General features: G+C 40.5%; 15 protein-coding genes, 1 tRNA gene, 1 rRNA gene and 1 pseudogene. 5 read left to right on the top strand and 13 right to left on the bottom strand.

Annotation, left to right across the window (positions count from 1 at the left end; translation table 11 throughout):
• Window positions 1–545 precede the first annotated feature (545 nt).
• From V7K97_RS15910 to V7K97_RS15930, 5 genes are all read right to left on the bottom strand, one after another.
• Window positions 546–1430: an aspartoacylase gene (locus tag V7K97_RS15910; RefSeq protein ID WP_334801999.1), complete on the bottom strand. Its 885-nt coding sequence runs from the start codon at window positions 1428–1430 to the stop codon at window positions 546–548.
• Between the two features lie 32 nt (window positions 1431–1462).
• Window positions 1463–2518 (bottom strand): glutathione S-transferase family protein, encoded by a 1056-nt coding sequence (locus V7K97_RS15915; RefSeq protein ID WP_334802000.1) that lies wholly within the window; start codon window positions 2516–2518, stop codon window positions 1463–1465.
• Window positions 2519–2890: 372 nt separating this feature from the next.
• The gene (locus V7K97_RS15920; protein WP_334802001.1) at window positions 2891–3838 is read right to left on the bottom strand and encodes a hypothetical protein; all 948 of its coding nucleotides are present in this window, start codon (window positions 3836–3838) and stop codon (window positions 2891–2893) included.
• Entirely contained in the window at window positions 3838–4689 is an 852-nt protein-coding gene (locus V7K97_RS15925; RefSeq protein WP_334802002.1) for a hypothetical protein, read from the bottom strand. Before V7K97_RS15925 ends, V7K97_RS15920 begins: the two co-directional genes overlap by 1 nt.
• Before the next feature lie 133 nt (window positions 4690–4822).
• The gene (locus V7K97_RS15930) at window positions 4823–5296 is read right to left on the bottom strand and encodes a hypothetical protein (protein WP_334802003.1); all 474 of its coding nucleotides are present in this window, start codon (window positions 5294–5296) and stop codon (window positions 4823–4825) included.
• A 446-nt stretch (window positions 5297–5742) separates the two neighbouring features.
• Between V7K97_RS15930 and V7K97_RS15935 the strand changes: the two genes are divergently transcribed.
• The 4 genes from V7K97_RS15935 (at window position 5743) to ftsH3 (ending at window position 9813) form a co-directional block, all read left to right on the top strand.
• The gene (locus V7K97_RS15935; RefSeq protein WP_334802004.1) at window positions 5743–6531 is read left to right on the top strand and encodes a hypothetical protein; all 789 of its coding nucleotides are present in this window, start codon (window positions 5743–5745) and stop codon (window positions 6529–6531) included.
• 97 nt (window positions 6532–6628) lie between these two features.
• Complete coding sequence (locus V7K97_RS15940) at window positions 6629–7048, top strand: GNAT family N-acetyltransferase (protein WP_334802005.1); 420 nt, start codon at window positions 6629–6631, stop codon at window positions 7046–7048.
• Window positions 7049–7065: 17 nt separating this feature from the next.
• Window positions 7066–7860: an aminotransferase class IV gene (locus tag V7K97_RS15945; protein WP_334802006.1), complete on the top strand. Its 795-nt coding sequence runs from the start codon at window positions 7066–7068 to the stop codon at window positions 7858–7860.
• A 111-nt stretch (window positions 7861–7971) separates the two neighbouring features.
• Window positions 7972–9813, top strand: coding sequence for an ATP-dependent zinc metalloprotease FtsH3 (ftsH3, locus tag V7K97_RS15950; RefSeq protein WP_334802007.1), 1842 nt, complete (start codon window positions 7972–7974; stop codon window positions 9811–9813).
• A gap of 854 nt (window positions 9814–10667) precedes the next feature.
• On the opposite strand, the gene V7K97_RS15955 is transcribed toward ftsH3, so the two are convergent.
• From V7K97_RS15955 to rsmA, 8 genes and pseudogenes are all read right to left on the bottom strand, one after another.
• Complete coding sequence (locus V7K97_RS15955; protein WP_334802008.1) at window positions 10668–10886, bottom strand: hypothetical protein; 219 nt, start codon at window positions 10884–10886, stop codon at window positions 10668–10670.
• 817 nt (window positions 10887–11703) lie between these two features.
• Window positions 11704–11775: transfer RNA gene (locus tag V7K97_RS15960), tRNA-Gly, on the bottom strand.
• 223 nt (window positions 11776–11998) lie between these two features.
• On the bottom strand, window positions 11999–12589 hold the full coding sequence (locus V7K97_RS15965) for a sporulation/spore germination protein (protein WP_334802009.1): 591 nt from the start codon (window positions 12587–12589) through the stop codon (window positions 11999–12001).
• Between the two features lie 257 nt (window positions 12590–12846).
• Window positions 12847–13092 carry a hypothetical protein gene (locus V7K97_RS15970; RefSeq protein WP_334802010.1) on the bottom strand — a complete coding sequence of 82 codons (246 nt, stop codon included), beginning with the start codon at window positions 13090–13092 and terminating at the stop codon, window positions 12847–12849.
• Between the two features lie 294 nt (window positions 13093–13386).
• A pseudogene (locus V7K97_RS32050) lies at window positions 13387–13455 on the bottom strand (IS200/IS605 family transposase); the annotation flags it as partial.
• Window positions 13456–13493: 38 nt separating this feature from the next.
• A complete protein-coding gene (locus V7K97_RS15975; RefSeq protein ID WP_334802011.1) occupies window positions 13494–13823 on the bottom strand; it encodes a DUF3082 domain-containing protein in 330 nt (109 codons plus the stop codon).
• A 163-nt stretch (window positions 13824–13986) separates the two neighbouring features.
• Window positions 13987–14940: a 4-(cytidine 5'-diphospho)-2-C-methyl-D-erythritol kinase gene (gene ispE, locus V7K97_RS15980; protein ID WP_334802012.1), complete on the bottom strand. Its 954-nt coding sequence runs from the start codon at window positions 14938–14940 to the stop codon at window positions 13987–13989.
• Between the two features lie 68 nt (window positions 14941–15008).
• Window positions 15009–15857, bottom strand: a complete 849-nt coding sequence (rsmA, locus tag V7K97_RS15985; RefSeq protein ID WP_334802013.1) for a 16S rRNA (adenine(1518)-N(6)/adenine(1519)-N(6))-dimethyltransferase RsmA — start codon at window positions 15855–15857, stop codon at window positions 15009–15011.
• A gap of 670 nt (window positions 15858–16527) precedes the next feature.
• Between rsmA and V7K97_RS15990 the strand changes: the two genes are divergently transcribed.
• Window positions 16528–16621 (top strand): 16S ribosomal RNA (locus V7K97_RS15990); the annotation flags it as partial.

A 16621-nucleotide genomic window follows, 5' to 3' on the forward strand; every position in this document is an offset into this window, starting at 1 on the left:
CCTCTCCGACACGGAGAGGGGAGCAAAAAGCTGAATTTTTCGTTGCTCCTCCCTTTCCGTTTCCCAGAGGGAGGCTGGGAGGGAGAGGTTCATCGAACTCACGTTATATTACAGCAGATTGCGAGTTGCTGAGGTACAAAAATACCCCACCCTAACCCTCCCCGACATATTGGGGAGGGAACTAGATTTGCTGTTTCCCCCCGATATATCGGGGGGATTAAGGCAGGGCTGTTTCATTCGTTCAGATCAGAATTTTGTCAAGAGTATCAACCAGAAAATTTAGTGAGTTGGTAATCGAAAAATTACTGTTTCAATCGGTAAATTTAAGTGCGATCGCCTGGTTTTTGACCCAATTAGAGTGTTTAAAAACCTGATTTTTTTGACTGATACGCTTGTAAATTAAGGTCTTTTAGGGAATGAATCAGCCCTGGGGATTAAGGGGGGTAATTCACCGTAGCACCAAGCAATGGAAGGGTGTACTTCATTTACTTGCAAAGTACTGTATTACTCTCAATAAAAAGCGATTATAAAAAAATCTCCACATTCTAGGTATTGATTTGCTGCCTCTGAGTCAAACACATTGCAATTCCCTTTTCGTAGTAAGCAGCCTCATTAATAAAAATAGGCCAAACGGTAGATGTACCATCATAAACAATCGTTTTACCATCAAAACTTATAAAAACTGGATCTCCTGGATTCAAGGCTTGATAATCCTTATCTTGAAGCTCTGGATGAATCATCCCAAAGATTGTACCATCAGGTTTTTTTGGATAGTCCACTGTTGATAAGTGGTCATAGACAATCAATGTTTCGTTAGTTGACGGAATTTCCCCTTGCTTAAACTGTTCTAGGTAGTCCAAAACCGCATGAACAAGTTCTTCTGTTTGCTGAAATAGCGTTGCTTTTAAAACACCTTGGGCAATGGGGCCAACTTCGATCGCAAAGCCTAGTTCGCAGAGAGAATTGACAAATGGATTTTCTTCAATTGATTTAAAAGAGCAGCGATAAATCCTCACCAAAGGGCTGATATGGCTTAGATAAGCGGCCAATTTCAAGTTGAAGGGATGACCGTTATCGATAATAATTGTTAGACCCATATTAGCTGTACTGCTGTGCAAGTCTAAGATGAAGTCTGCTTGTTTATCCCTATTTGATGCGAGGGTGTTCTGGATTAATTTAGCTTGCAATTCTTCGTAACTGTTTAGAGTCGGATCTTGTAAGTCTTGCTTAAGAAAACAGCGATTTAAATCCTTCTCTAGATATCGCCTCCCTACTGCAAAAGCATTGGGATTTGCTAACAGGGTGACTGTCTCAAAACTTGGTCTAGTAATTAAATCGGGAAACTGGGCAAATTTTTGGATCAGGTAAGCCCCTGTAAATTCATTGCCATGAGTTCCGCCAACAATTGCAACTCGATTCATCTGGTTCACAATTACACCAACTCTACAATCCAGCGAGTACTTTATGAAGCATTAACTTTGCCAATGCGATCGCGATCGTGTGGTTGATTAAGATAGGACATATCAGGCCCATTGGGAATAATCCCGCCGGGGTTGAGTGGGAATAGGTTCCCGTAATAGTCCCGCTTCACGGTTTCTACGTCGCAAGTGTCAGCCACACCTGGAAGCTGATACAAATCACGCAGATAAGCCCCGAGATTCTCATAGTCTCGAATTCGCTGCTTATTGCATTTAAACAGCCCATAATAGGCACTATCAAACCGAAATAATGTTGTGAATAAACGTACATCTGCGAGTGTGAGATTTTCTCCGCATAGATAGCGATTAGTCTGCAATGTTATGTCAATCTCATCGAGAGTTGCGAACAGTTCATTACAAGCTTCATTGTATGCTTCTTGAGTTTGGGCAAAGCCGCAGCGATACACACCGTTATTTACCGCGTGATAAATCTTCTCATTCCACCAGTCAATTTTTTGTTTAAGTTCTTCTGGGTAAAGATTTAACGTAGGATTGTTGGCGAACTCGTTAAACTCAGAGTTCAGCATCACGATAATTTCTGAACTTTCATTATTGACGATAGTTTTTGTTTGATTGTCCCATAAAATTGGAACTGTAGAGCGTCCACTGTAGCCTGGTTGTGCGCGTTGATAAAATTCAGCTAGTGTGCCACAACCTTCTTCTTCTTGGTTAAATATCCAACCGCCTTCAATGGGAGAAGGAGAGACGATACACACTGATATTACCGCTTCGAGTTTTTTTAGCGATCGCACAACCAAGGTTCGGTGTGCCCAAGGACAGCCCAGCCCAACATATAGTTTGTAGCGCCCCGATGCTGGTGGGTGTGGATTCCCTTGCTCTGTGCCAATGAAGTTCCGAAATTGGCTATTGGGACGAATATACGCTCCCGACTGATTGCTAGGAGCAAGTTTGGACATCATGATTTGCCACATAGTCGTCCAAACAAACTTTCCCAGCCAGATGATCAGCTTGGGGGGGAGTGTCCTGCCCTTTTTCTTGGGGAAATTTTTATCGTCATCCATTGGAGTTGAGTTGATCATGGCGACAATCTTACTTTGGAAGGATTGACATTACGACAGTTATGTGATTTTTAATTTATTGCGCGTAGGTTTCCATATCTACACGCACTTTGAGATTTCTTACTTTACCATGAGCCACCGAATGCCCCTACCACGGGCGAAGTAGGGTGGGGAGGATGTCAATCTACTACGCTTTGGCTGAACTATTTTTTATTATTGTGTCTAAGTTCTGATATATGGCGCTTCTCGATTGAATGCAATACAGACCTAACGCACAGCCCCAACCCTTGTAGCGTTGGGGAGTAAGATTCAAAGCCTCTCTCCTAAAAGGAGAGAGGAATGGAAGTGAGGTCAAGGTGTATTGCTTCCATTCGAGAAGCGCTATATTCAGAATCACACGAATCTGCGAATGATTAGTTTCCCCAGTCGTAGGCCGATAAAATTTAAAATATACTCCGCAAGTTTTGGTGAAAGAAGTGGCAAAAATGGCAATAATAAGGCATTAATATTACTAAAGCTAGTAGTAGCAACAACAACAACGCTAGGGATGAAAGAAATCAGCGTCCATATCAACCGATTTATAGATTTAGAGTTGATAGAAGTACGTTTTTGGAGTTGATTGACAAGAAAATAGCGAGTAGTCACAAATAATACAGTGAAGCCTATCCAAGCAAATATTGATAGTACCCAATTTGGTAGATACAGATTGTAAACTACTAAAGCAGCAGGAAGCAGCGAAGCTAGCTCCCAAACTAGCAGATTTAGATTAGTCCGAAAAGAACTTAGTATTTGTTCAGTCAGCCAATAATGAGCCGAGACAATTATTGAACAGTTGGAATTTTCCATAAAATCCAACTTGATTTTGTGAAATATATCACCATGAAGAAGGATGGTGCTTTGCAAAATGATGTCTTGATCTTTATAACTATCTGAAGATGATTGAGTTTGCTTATAGTAAGAATTAAAGGTGACTCCAGGCTGGAAGGCTGTTTTACCAGTTGTATTTTTAATCAGAAAAAATTTAAAAATATTAACTATAACAATAACGTAAAAAGCTTGATTAAACTGCTTTTCAGTAGTTTCTTTCTTCTTGACAAGTACATCATTATTGCTGAAGCAAGTGTAATACCAGAGAGGAATTATCAATTTAGGTGGAATGTACAGAGAAACACCAGTTTTTTGTGCTTGCTGAATCTGCTCTACAACTGTCCCATTCAGGTAAAAACTACACTGCGATTGCTCCACCTTCAGTTCCAAGCGATCGCCCTGAGGAACTTGTAGAGAAAGCAAGAGCGCAACATCAGCTTGATTACGAGCTTTTTTTATTATATCGGCGTTCATTATTGAGATAAATTTGCGATACCTTTGATCAAATTAATCAAAAAACTAAATGTTCCACGCCACTGCTTCTCCCCAGAAACTACTCCTTCATGATGTGTATTAATAATTAAATTCTTTGCTTCTTCAGATAAATTAAAAAGCTCTTTATGGTAACGAGTGATAATATCTCCATCTAACTGCATGACAGTTTGAGCATAAATAATATCAGTTTTAGTACTTTTAACGTTACTACTATCAAGTGCAGCTTTCAGTTCATACATTTTACGTAGGGTACGAACAAATCTAGCATTATTTAAAAGCCTTTGAATTTCTTTAAAATTGTCAATCCAATCTTCTTGCTTATTACCATCTTTGTCATCAAGAACGGGAGTTGGAGCCGGGAGTATTGGTTCAGCTAGTTTCACATTTTCTTCATCGCTTTCAACTAGATTTTCTTGATGTTGCTTCGCATATTCAAGCCTCCGACGATATCGTTTTATCCTCTCATCCTGCGGATTATAAAAATCTGAACCTTCCTCAAGAAGAAGGTAAAAATATTCTCTTTCAATTTGGTCGAATAGACTTCTATAACGCTTACGAAGTTCTTGAGCTTGATAACCTTCTTCTGGAATATCTTTTGCATCAAAGTAATCTGGATCGTGTATAGAATAAATTTCTTGATATGCCTCCCAAGCATTAAACTTTGAAGCATTAATCCTATCCACAACCATCGTATTTACTTCTATAGCTGTGATGTCAGAAACTAATGTCTGTACAGATGATACTAAATTGTTTATCAAGCTTCTAGCTTGGGTTTGAATATCTGGATGTTTAGTACCATTTTGGTCTTTAGTTTGAATATCATTAGACATAGTGTAACCCTATTATCAGTTCTGACCAAGATTGCTGTAGGCTTCTATTGATAGGTAGAAGCAAATCAACCTATAAATTAGGCTAGATTGCTGTCGGTGTTTGAGTTTAACTGTGCAATTAACAAAGTAATGCTTACATTTCTGATTTTTTGCGATTTTTCACGATTTCCATAAAAAATCTATACAATTTTTCTACACTTTCTATATTCTTGTGAATAATCTCCCGACCATCTTTAATTTGAGTTAAATGAAATTCGCGGATTTCTTTATAAGTACCGCTATCAGTAAATTCACTACCAATTTCATTGTCGATATCGCCATTAACAAGATTAATTCGGGTATATATTCGATTACCTGGTTTGGGATGTGCCGATGTTATCTCATTTTGTGACTGCTCAGATGAATCTACAACCCAAGTGGTGATTTTTAAATCAACAACTTCAACTATTGCTGTTTTAATAGCATCAATAATTTCATCAACATCCAGTCCCTTTTTATCAGCATTAAGATTAGTAACTATTGTTCTGAAATCACTATTTGTTGTAGTAACAGTTAGTCTATTACTTTCCAAGTTATCCGTACTTCTCGAATTTACAGTATTTACCATAGTTTCTTGGTGGCCAAAGGTTTAAATTTCAACAAAGTATCATTCTAGCTTATGTGAAAAACTCTCCCGTCTTTACTTAATAAAACTAAGCAAAATCTAAACAACTTAATAATTGAAAGAATTATTGATCAAGAAAAGTCAAGCTGTGATTTACCGGAGCTAATTTAATCTGACAAGAGAAAATAATTTATCTGCTATTGCAAACAAGGGGGCACAAAGTATACACTAGTGTAAATACACATTAATGTATAAAATAATGCTGTAAGAATTCAGGATCGCTACTCTTACAATAAGTACATTATATACAATGAGTTAGTTATAGCGGTTTCCATTCAGATGCGGTACAACATTACATCACAAGGTGTAGGGGCACGGCACTGCCGTGCCCCTACGGGTGTACCTCACGTAAACGAGAACCGCTATATACCTGGGAAAACAAGAAAAATATGTTGTTGTTATCGCGTAAAGCTATTGTTACACCTTTGATAATTTGTACATGTATATTAGGAGTTGGCTTGATTCAATTCCCCCAATTGCAAAAACTGATAAGTAGCAAAAAATCCGCCTCTATAGAAACTCTAGAGAAAGAAATAAAAGCTGAAAATCTCCGCCTTAATTTTCTTCAAAAAATGCCTACTTTTGGTTATGATAACTTGATTGCAGATTTAGTATATCTCGATTTTTCACAATACTTCGGAGACGATGAAGTTCGGGATAAAACAGGTTACAGTTTAAGTCCAGAATATTTTGAAGTTATTCTAGAACGTGACCCGCGATTTTTAGCAGCGTATCAGAGTCTTTCTGTCAGTACTTCATTGTATGCTGCCATGCCCGAACGGGCGATCGCAATCTCAGAAAAAGGGTTAAAATCACTATCTCCTTGGGTTCCCGAAAGGTCTTATTACGTCTGGCGTTATAAAGGAGTTGATGAGTTATTATTTTTAGGCAACGCTAAAGCTGCCCAACATTCTTTTGCAATAGCGGCAAACTGGGCTAGTAAATTTTCCGATCCAGAGAGTCAGATGATCGCTAATACTTCCCAAAGAACTGCTGAATTTTTGAATCGAAATCCTAACAGCAAATATGCTCAGATTTCTACCTGGGGAATGGTTTTAAGTAATCAAGTTGATGAGAAAACTAGTAAACGCGCAATTAGGGCAATCGAAGCTTTGGGAGGAAAAGTAATTAGAACTCCTGAAGGTACTAATAAAATTATATTTCCCCCCAAAGATTAAATTATTGCTCATAGCGCTTTGCTGCAAGTGTAGTAGCAAATTATATTCACTCAATTGTTTCCAAATTTATCACGCATGATTGAGTAGGGCAATACTAATGTCAATACAATTGGTAGAATCTGACTTTCAAATATTAGCATGTTTTCCTGTGATGTCCCAGTTGCGCCCTCACCTTGAGCAGTCTAAGTTTGTAGAACAAGTTCGATATCAAATGAAAGAAGGATATCAACTTGCATTCTTGGAAGTAGAGAAGCAAGCTGTGGCAATTGCTGGATTTCGCATTTCTAGTTGTTTAGCATCAGGAAAGTTTTTATACATTGATGATTTGGTTGTTGATGAGTTGAATCGGTCACATGGCTATGGTAAACAGTTATTTCAGTGGCTAATTGAATATGCCAGAAATCATGAGTGTAAACACCTGAGTCTTGATTCTGGTGTTCAGCGATTTGCAGCCCACAGGTTTTATCTCATCCAGCGTATGAGCATTACAAGTCATCACTTTTCAATAGAGTTGTAGGGACAAGCAATCTGGTTGTGACAAATAATATTTTTTGGTACAATGGTAAATTAATTGAGTCTCAAACCCTAGAATTAAACATTAACGATCCGGGTTTACTTTATGGGGCAACTGTTTTTACAACATTGCGGGTTTATCAGAACTCACTAGATAGTAATTTAACAAATTGGCAAGCACATTGCGATCGCCTACTTTTCTCACTACAAACTTTTGGTTGGCAACAACCCCATTGGAACCTTGTGCGTCAAGGTGCCCAAATTCTCCTCGCACACTTTCCTATTCTCAGAATTACCATCTTTCCTGATGGACGGGAATGGATAACTGGCAGATTCTTACCAGATAATTTGACAGAAAAACAAAATATTGGTATAATATGCGCCGTTGCTAGTTCAGAATTTTCTCGCTCTCTCCCCTCTCATAAAACTGGAAACTATTTGAGTGCTTGGTTGGCAAAAACTAGTTTAGATGCTCAAGAAGCAATATTAGTAGACACTCAAGGAAATTGGCTAGAAACCAGCACAGGCAACCTTTGGGGGTGGTGCGATCGCACTTGGTACACGCCACCAAAAAAGGCAGGAATTTTACCGGGAATTATGCGATCGCAACTTGTAAACTGGTTGCAAAAGCAGCAGCAGCCAGTACGGGAAGAAACTTGGAGCGTCGAATTAGTCCAGAGATTTGAAGCGATCGCCTACACTAATAGTGTCGTGGAAATTATTCCCATTCATACCGTGCATCAACCTTCCGGGTCGCTACAATATAATCCCTACCATCCTAGCTTTCAGCAAATCAGGGAGCTTTTTGTCGGATGACAGCTACGGCAACTTGTTACACTTAAGATAAGTTAACATAATTCTTAATAATGACCTTTCCGAGCAGAGACGGTAAGCGATGGCGCGAAAAATACAGGAGGATAGACTTTAGTGAATAAAAAATGGAGAAATGCAGGGCTGTACGCGCTGCTGTTTATTGTCGTCATTGCGCTGGGAACAGCATTTTTTGACAAACAACCCCAAAGCAGAGAGACATGGCGATACAGTAAGTTTATTCAAGAAGTTCAACAAGGCAAAGTCGAAAAAGTCAGTTTGAGTGCAGATCGCTCTACAGCACTGGTTACACCCAAATATGACCCAGCTAAACGGATTGTGACCTTAGTTAACGATCCAGACCTGATCAATACTCTGTCTTCAAACGGCGTTGATATTTCTGTTTTGCCCCAAACCGATGAAGGATTTTGGTTTAAGGCACTGAGCAGCTTATTTTTCCCTGTATTGCTTTTAGTTGGCTTATTCTTCTTACTACGTCGCGCTCAAAGTGGCCCCGGTAGCCAAGCGATGAACTTTGGCAAATCCAAAGCCAGAGTGCAAATGGAACCACAAACTCAGGTGACATTTGGCGATGTCGCTGGTATTGACCAAGCCAAGTTGGAATTAAACGAAGTCGTAGACTTTCTGAAAAACGCCGATCGCTTTACCGCCGTTGGTGCAAAAATTCCTAAAGGTGTGTTGTTAGTTGGTCCTCCTGGTACAGGTAAAACCCTCCTAGCTCGTGCTGTAGCTGGTGAAGCAGGTGTACCCTTCTTCTCCATCTCCGGTTCGGAATTTGTCGAAATGTTCGTCGGTGTGGGTGCATCCCGCGTCCGCGATTTGTTTGAACAAGCTAAGACCAACGCTCCTTGTATCGTCTTTATCGATGAAATTGACGCCGTAGGTCGTCAACGAGGTGCAGGTTTAGGTGGTGGTAACGATGAGCGGGAACAAACCCTCAACCAGTTGCTCACAGAAATGGACGGCTTTGAAGGCAACACTGGCATCATCATTATTGCCGCTACCAACCGTCCTGATGTCCTAGATGCAGCCCTATTGCGTCCTGGTCGCTTTGACCGTCAAGTTGTGGTAGACCGTCCCGACTATGCCGGACGCAGCGAAATTCTCAAGGTTCATGCCCGTGGTAAGACCTTGGCCAAAGATGTGGATTTGGATAAAATTGCCCGTCGTACCCCTGGATTTACTGGCGCAGATTTATCCAATTTGTTGAATGAAGCCGCAATTCTGGCAGCCCGCCGGAATTTGACTGAAATTTCGATGGATGAAATCAACGACGCGATCGATCGCGTATTAGCTGGCCCAGAGAAGAAAGACCGAGTAATGAGCGAAAAGCGTAAAACCTTGGTAGCCTATCACGAAGCTGGTCACGCCTTAGTTGGTGCTTTAATGCCAGACTACGATCCTGTGCAGAAAATTAGTATCATCCCTCGTGGTCGCGCAGGTGGTTTAACTTGGTTTACCCCTAGCGAAGACCGGATGGACACTGGTTTATACAGCCGGGCTTATCTAGAAAATCAGATGGCTGTGGCTTTAGGTGGTCGGATTGCTGAGGAATTAATCTTTGGTGAAGAAGAAGTTACCACAGGTGCTTCTAATGACCTCCAACAAGTAGCCCGTGTTGCTCGTCAGATGATTACCAGATTTGGGATGAGCGATCGCTTAGGCCCAGTCGCCCTTGGTCGTCAACAAGGTAATATGTTCCTCGGACGAGATATCATGTCAGAGCGCGATTTTTCTGAAGAAACCGCCGCCGCCATTGATGAAGAAGTTCGCAAACTTGTAGATGTAGCCTATACACGCGCTAAAGAAGTGTTGGTGCGTAACCGCCACATTTTAGATCAGATAGCGGAAATGTTGGTTGATAAAGAAACAGTAGATGCCGAAGAGTTGCAAGAAATTCTCTCGAATAACGATGTGACAACCGCCGCCTTTGCCTAATTTAATCAGAAGTGATGAGTTAAAAAAAATTCCTAACTTCTAACTTTTAAAATTCGGGGTGATTCTGGGATTTTCCAGAGTTATCCCAATTTTTTTAAGTTCCTTGTCAAAAGCCCGGCCATGAAGACCGGGCTTTTAATCCGAAATGGGGTTATATTCCCCGAAGGTTCGTTATAGAGTTTCAGTATAAATCGTTAGTCTAATAGAGTTGTACTAAATTGTCAAAAAGCTCATTAAAAGGCTCTAAACTTCACCAAAATAAGTAACATTTTCTTGTAAAATCTAATTAATGCCGAAAACCAAGGCTTAAATATCTGGTTTGTAAACCACGGTCGAGTCAAAACTAGCAAGCCTGTAAAAAGGTCAAACGGGAGTACCCCGAAGGTTAAATTTGCTGAAAATAATGGATGCCCAATGGCTAAAAGATTCAGAAACATATTAATCATCAGTAGGGTGGGCTACCCCCGAATTACGCTTGTGGACAAGAAGAAGCCGTCTTCCTTGGATGAAACAAGAAGCAGACCCTCTAAAGGAAACTTTAGTTGAATGGCTAACTTTAAATAAGTCTAGCCAAGTTTTGTATAGCAGACTACCACTTGAGGATAATCAATTTCAGAAAATTAGAAAAATTTTCAGGTTGCCCGAACTCGGTATAGATCCTGATTCTCTCTTGCGAAAACTAGAAATCAGGGTAATTCAGAGATTTTATAAATTACCCTGATTGTAATCAACGCAAAAATCAATGCAAAAGAATCTATGCATTCTGTGGCGCACCCCTTATGGCGATCAAATACTTTCTAAATCTTTATAAGACTAACCTAAACAGTGACTGGATATTCAACCAGTCGCCAATCTCAAACTCTGGATGTCGGTTTCAAAAATAGCCACGCCACAAAGAACGTCGCCGCCGTGAATAGTTGCGTCAAATCCAAAGCAGATAGATAGCCATCCGCAAATGAAGCAATACTGCGATCGGTAATGCCAAATACCCAGGATGACAGCCCAAACAGCCAAATCCCATTCTTGAGATTTCCGACGAATTTATTAGAGTCTGATGGTTGCTGGTCGTTCATGATCTTCTGCTCCGTTAGTGAAGAGTCTGGTGATTGATGCGAAATACCTACCATTAGGAATTTTTTCGGACTCCTGTCGCTGAATTTACACTTCCTATTCATAATATTAATAAATATTTCACCTACTTGACATCATTACCCAAAGGTACATCTCATAATCATGACATTCCTCCTTTGGTTTTGCTACCTGCGATACACGGTAATGCCTTGAGTTATCAGATTTACAGCGTCGGGTTTGAATGCTGAGATTACATTATCTTTAAATAACTATATAAATATTTATTTGTATTTATCATAAAATACTCCATAGGATAGATGCGTTTCCAGAAATTATTCATATTGAAATTATGTGAATACTTCGTAGGGGCGCACATCTGTCCATAGGTGTCAACTTAACGTGAAAGCAAACCTAGAACCAGCTTTTAGATTGCCTCGTTCCCAGTCTCCGACTGGGAATGCCCGTCGTTGGGGCTGCTGCCTCCCTTACTGGCGGCTCTGCCGCCAAGAGCAGCATTTCCAGCCAGAGGCTAGAAACGAGATTTGAAAAGGGTTTTAGCTTAAGTTGACACCAATGACATCTGTCCGTCTCTACTGGCCTTTGCACAAATGCCAACATACCAAAAAGCGGTAAATTAGAATTTAAGTAGAATTCAACCTAGAAATATTTCAACAAGAGGAACTAAGGTAAATGACTAAAAATAAAATTTCAGAGTTTAATATGGTAATATCGAAACTTATCCCGACAAATAGCCAATAAACCATACCTGTAAGTTGCACTAAATTCGATTTAGAGCAATAAATACTACATAGATTTTAAAGCGGGAGATGGGACTCGAACCCACGACGTTCACCATGGGAAGGTGACATTCTACCACTGAATTACACCCGCTAATTGCTGCCATAAACTTAGCATTAAAGTTAACCATACCACTATTTACAGCTGTTTTCAATTGGCTACAACATACCTGACGGGGCAACTGCTGATGTATGAGTTCTGTCAGTGTGTTCAGATTGGGAAATCTTTTTAGCTAGCTGATGACGGCACTTACTACCATATTTAACGAGTCGCAAAAGTCCCCAGCTTCAATCTTAGGCAAGTCTCAGCAGTTCACCTAAAGAACAATGTCCTCACCTCGCTCGGTAAAGCGAACCTCTTTAATATTCCATTGGGCATTACTCGTTAGGGTTTTACGAAGACTGCCAAACAGAGCAAACTGTTCACAACTAGAAAGAGAAGCTATTTGCCGCTTTGACTCAGGAGATATTCGCAAATCAACTGTAGCAATGCCATTTTTGATGTTGACACGATACCCAGACAGGCTAAAGTCGCTTGTATCTCGTTTTTCTAAAATTTTACTCACTACATTTGTCACTGGTTCCTCGGCTGGTACTGAAACCTTTTCTGGAATGAGTTTTTGACATTGAGTATCACTTGTGTATAGTGTGACATTGGTAGTTTTGCTAATGGTAGCTTCAGAAGTTGATGGCGAAGGCGTATTTTCCTTAGGAGATTTTTCTCTCAACTGAGCTACGCTAGGAATTTGGCTGGGAGTCTGAGATGATAAGCTATTCGGCGGTGTTGTGGCAGGCGATGGCGTTCCGCTATCAATATTACGAGCGATGGGGTTAGAACTACAACTGCCGAGGCTGACGACCATTGTCACAAAAATAAGGGGTAAAAAATATCTCTTGGTTGTGTTCATAATTTTTGCTTATAAATAATGTTGCTGCTATCAATTTCAGTGTCGCCGGTATCAATTCCGCATAAATTTTTGAATATTGAGCCAGTCTATAAAGTGTCAACCCGAAATCTGTTAAAGTCAAGGATAATACTATACACAGAGACTCACCAAGTATAATGGCATATATACTAGCTTGAACTACAAGGTATAAATCAGTGTGTGTAAAAAAGTCAGACTTACTAACGACGATAATGCCCAAGCTTTGTAGTTCCGATCGCCTAGTTATGCCTTGTGATTTGAGTAAATACTTTTTTGATGGCATCAAGGCGCTTAGAGTCAGAAGCTTTTATATCCTCAAAACTCCAAGACGCTGTTAGCAGTTCTAACCCATAGTTGTAAACAAACCGTTTAAAACCAGCATTGCCGCGCATCAAGGAGGTATCAACATTATTTAGTTTTAATTCTCGCTTGATGGCAAACATCACCAAACTTCTGTATACTTCTTCACGTGAAAAAGTATACACGACTTTGAACAAGGATCAACACCTTGAGCAATTAATTTTACTTTTTACTTGTATTTGCGTAATCCATATAAGCGACTAGAAAAACAATGTACGATTGACCATTTTTTGAATTCAAAATTCAAAATTCAAAATGAAGAATAAGAATAAGAATAATTTTGAATTAATTAATTCTGGGTACAGAGCCAACAATGATTCTTTGAATCAGTGGTCTACAATCAGTGGCGGGTTTCAGAGCAAGCACTGATTGTCTTTAATTTTGAATTAATAATTTTGAATTTTGAATTCCCCGAAGGGGTTGACTAATTTGCTCAATTCAACATCTGGGTGGTACTGAAAGAGTAAGTGTACGCGATCATCTTCACCTTAAATTGGTATTAGGTTGTTTACTCTAAAGCAAATTACTAGTTTTCACTACTTTTTTGCTTGCTCAATTGCTGCACTAATAATTGCACTCCCAAAGCCAACAAACCAATTGCCACTATACCAAATATCCCGCTTCCTAAAGCAACTACACCAACAACCAGAGTACGGACAGCAGAAGAAATCTTTACCACCAATGGATTAATTGAATGAATAGGTTTAGTAGCAAAATTTGTTGCGATCGCAATCATCAGCGAATACACTGCAAATCCCATTCCTCCCGAAATTACCGCCCCAGTAAAACAGCGTAACGGACTCGCTGTAACCTGTTCTTTAGTATCTGTTTGTGGCGTTAGATTTTCGTCATTCATAACATTTTAGATTTGAGGTTTTAGATCCGAGCATTAGGAATAATTCTTGTTCTCAGCTAATTGTCATTCAAATTGCGTCTTTGTGTATTTCTAGCGATTTGAACTATGCAACTTAAAAACTCATCAGCTTATTCCTTCTACTCTATTAACGAGAAAAATTTATTTAAACTGAAGATGCCACCTGAATACCATGTGTAATTGTCCGAGTCACAAACAACTCTAAGTCTTCATCAATAATTGCTTCTCTGACTTGCAGCAAAACTAGTTCTGCCTGCTGTTGAGATTCAAAAAGAGCAAATACTGTTGGGCCAGAACCAGACATCATTGTTCCTAAAACACCTTCTTGATTTGCAAACACTTCTCGCAGTTGCAAAACTTGGGGATAGACTGGCAATACCACGCGCTCTAAATCATTGTGCAGTTTTTGGGCAATTTCTACCGCATCTTTATCCAGGATAGCTTTTACTATTCCTCCTGAATGAACTCCATTAGAACGCGCTTCCAAGTTGCCGCTATCTCTAATATAAGAATGACCAAACTGCTGTCGATAGGTTTTGTATGCCCAAGCCGTAGAAACTTCCAGACTGCGGTATTTTGCCAAGACTATATATATAGTATCCAAACTTGGCAGGGGAGAAAGTTGCTCACCTCTACCTGTGGCGATCGCAGTTCCACCCGCTACACAAAATGGTACATCTGAACCCAGTGTACCTCCCAACTCCTCTAATTCTGACTGAGTTAGCCCCAACTTCCACAGTAAATCTATCCCCACCAACACAGATGCTGCATTCGTCGAACCCCCAGCTAACCCAGCAGCAACAGGAATCTGCTTGTTGATGTTAATCTCGACGCCCCCATATTTAGCAAAGGCCTCAGGAAATTGCCTCGCCATTAATTCGGCTGCGCGGTATGCCAGATTAGTTTTATCTGTCGGTACTTGTGGGTGGTTGCAGTGAACGCGAATGCTCTCAGTGCTGGTGGAACGCACATCAATTTGGTCTGCAAGTCCAATACTTTGAAGTATCATGGCCAACTCGTGATAACCATCGGGGCGATCGCCGATGATTTCCAGATACAAGTTAATTTTAGCAGGGGCAATTAGGCTGTAGGAACGCATTTTCTGGGAGTGGGGAACGGGGAACGGGGAACGGGGAATGGGTAATGGGGAAAAATTTGCCTTGTTCCCTACTCCCTACTCCCTATTCCCAATTCATTTGCTAAAATTACCCATTGCTGAACGCTGAGGTCTTCGGCTCTAGCTTGGGGATTTATTTTTAATTGTTCCAGTAAGTGGCTCAAGCGATCGCGTTCTATAACTGATTGCAAATTATTTCGTAACATTTTGCGCTTGGCACCAAACCCCAACTTTAAGAAATTCTCCAACTGTCGGGGATTAAGCGCTGGGATTTCTATTTTTCGGGGACGCAATCGCACCACTGCTGAATCGACTTTTGGCGGGGGCTGAAATGCGGCCGCTGGGACTGTGCAGATTAACTCACACTCAGCCAAATACTGTACCCGCACACTCAACGCCCCAAAAGCTCTTGAGCCTGATTTAGCATACAACCTTTCTGCTACTTCTTTTTGTACCAGCAACACTATAGAGTCAAATGGTTCGGGGTTGGGGTTAGCGATCGTACCTAGTAGTTTCTCAATGATTGGCCCTGTAATATTGTAGGGAATATTGGCTACTACCTTATTTGGCTTTTGGAAATTGGGAAAGGCTGCCAGATAAGATGGTAAATCTAGAGTGAGAAAATCGCCTTGCAGCAGTAAAAAATTCTCAGTCTTACCAAGCTGCTTTGACAACAGTTGGCATAAGTCGCGGTCTATTTCAACTGCAATCAGAGATTGCACCAAGGGTAATAAACGACGTGTCAGAATCCCCGTTCCGGGGCCAATTTCCAGGACGCGATCGCCTGTGGCGTTGGCGGAGCGATCGCTTTCTATACACTCTGCTGCTTGAATAATTGCGTTGAGCGCCTTTTCACTTTTGAGCCAATGTTGAGCAAAGACCTTACGCGGTCGGATCATCTGTATTTATTGCCTAGTCTAGTTTTTAGCTTTTTCTCAAAAATTCATTATAAATTTTGAAGCCCCTCTACAGCGCTAGACTCACTGTAACGCCTATCTTCCCTTCCAAACGCTCCGCGAACTTAGCGGTGGCGATCGCCTAAATGTCCATATAAGCCTCACCTGTGGGATGGAAGTCTTAAACCGCAAGCTCCGCAACAATTATGCTCTTATATATAGTTAGTTCGAGTATTTGGATTCAGGATAAATCCCTCAAGCAAGACTACCTCCTGACTTTTTCGATAATCACTCAACCTGCATCAGATCCGATTTATGGACAAGCAATGTGCATTATTCACACAGTCAAGTTTAGCCACTTCGTTTTCGCCTCCCTCCCGTTGCTCAAGCCAGTCTCTTGAAAGTAGTGCCAGTCAAGGGATTTGCCCTTTTAGAAAAAAAATTAAATTTACCCCTTGACAAACTAGGGGATGACTAGTTACTCTAGTTAAGTCGGGAAGCGAAAGAACGCAAACGACCGCTGAACCTAAAAAACATAATACTTTGAAAGCTTAAGAAAAAAACCAATCCTCGTCAAAAGATTTTAGTTTTGGGATTTCCCAAAAAGATAATCGAAATTGTAATTAGGATTCTGGAAAATATTTTTTTCAGAGCCACAAACTCGAAACACAACAAAACGGAGAGTTTGATCCTGGCTCAGGATGAACGCTGGCGGTATGCTTAACACATGCAAGTCGAACGGAATCTTCGGATTTAGTGGCGGACGG

The organism is Nostoc sp. (assembly GCF_036917815.1).
GTDB lineage: Bacteria > Cyanobacteriota > Cyanobacteriia > Cyanobacteriales > Nostocaceae > Nostoc.

Bases quoted from the DNA above. Each gene is read 5' to 3' on its own strand.
- V7K97_RS15915 (WP_334802000.1), bottom strand. From the start codon at position 2,518: ATGATCAACTCAACTCCAATGGATGACGATAAAAATTTCCCCAAGAAA.
- V7K97_RS15920 (WP_334802001.1), bottom strand. From the start codon at position 3,838: ATGAACGCCGATATAATAAAAAAAGCTCGTAATCAAGCTGATGTTGCG.
- V7K97_RS15925 (WP_334802002.1), bottom strand. From the start codon at position 4,689: ATGTCTAATGATATTCAAACTAAAGACCAAAATGGTACTAAACATCCA.
- V7K97_RS15930 (WP_334802003.1), bottom strand. From the start codon at position 5,296: ATGGTAAATACTGTAAATTCGAGAAGTACGGATAACTTGGAAAGTAAT.
- V7K97_RS15935 (WP_334802004.1), top strand. From the start codon at position 5,743: ATGTTGTTGTTATCGCGTAAAGCTATTGTTACACCTTTGATAATTTGT.
- V7K97_RS15940 (WP_334802005.1), top strand. From the start codon at position 6,629: ATGTCAATACAATTGGTAGAATCTGACTTTCAAATATTAGCATGTTTT.
- V7K97_RS15955 (WP_334802008.1), bottom strand. From the start codon at position 10,886: ATGAACGACCAGCAACCATCAGACTCTAATAAATTCGTCGGAAATCTC.
- V7K97_RS15965 (WP_334802009.1), bottom strand. From the start codon at position 12,589: ATGAACACAACCAAGAGATATTTTTTACCCCTTATTTTTGTGACAATG.
- V7K97_RS15975 (WP_334802011.1), bottom strand. From the start codon at position 13,823: ATGAATGACGAAAATCTAACGCCACAAACAGATACTAAAGAACAGGTT.
- ispE (WP_334802012.1), bottom strand. From the start codon at position 14,940: ATGCGTTCCTACAGCCTAATTGCCCCTGCTAAAATTAACTTGTATCTG.
- rsmA (WP_334802013.1), bottom strand. From the start codon at position 15,857: ATGATCCGACCGCGTAAGGTCTTTGCTCAACATTGGCTCAAAAGTGAA.